The organism is Oleiphilus sp. HI0067, from assembly GCF_001635735.1.
The window spans coordinates 1-829 of sequence record NZ_LWFI01000154.1 but is presented as its reverse complement, the minus strand read 5'-3'; the positions used below and the strand labels follow the sequence as shown (position 1 = coordinate 829).

Here is an 829-nt window from a genome sequence, read left to right as displayed (position 1 = left end):
TTAACTGCGCGATAAGTATATCGGCAGCGGTAAATTGTCGTACAAGATTACTTTCTAAATTTGTAAGACGCTCCTCAAGCTTTGCACGCGATAACGCAATGCTATCAAGCTCAGAATTTAAACGTTCATTCTTGGCGGTTATCGTACCATCTACGGACAAAAAGTTGTTAATAAGGTCAACTAACTTTTCACCTACACCTTCGATATAGCTAACAGATCCTCGGCTACCTGTCGCACCACCTTGGATTTCTACCAAGAGCCCCGCCACATCAGTGCCTGATGCGCCCGACAGAACCTGTCCGGTACCGGTCGCAGCAACACCATTGATTGTGCCTTCGACATCTAATCCAGCCGTACCAGCAACAGCATCTATGCCAAGCGTAGTTAAGGTCGTTGCATCAACACCAAGGAATTGAACTTGGGAATTGCTACCATAGCTATCAGAGGTAAACGTAAGCTGATTAGAACCATCTAGCGCGACAACAAGGCTTACGCCAGCATTGGATAAGCTTTGATCCGCATTGATCTGAGATTGAATTTCTGCAACCAAGTCTGCTTGATTATAAGTACCTGCTGTTAAGGTAATTGTCGCTGAACTATTACCATCGATACTCAACGTAAACGTATCATTATCGCCATCGATCACCGTACTGGCGGCCAATGCACTTGCACCTGTAAACGCACCCTTCGTTGAGAGTTGCGTCACATTTATATCGTAGCTACCTGGCTTTGTATCAGACCCTGCTCTCAAAAACTCAATTTGCCCATCGGTCGTACGGCCCTGCTTAGAAAATACCGCCGCAACAGACTCTGGGCTCGACTCTAATTT

The 829-nt window shown here is 46.0% G+C and carries 1 pseudogene; it reads right to left on the bottom strand.

The features are described from left to right. Nucleotides 1-829, bottom strand: a pseudogene (locus A3739_RS29165) (flagellar capping protein); the annotation flags it as partial.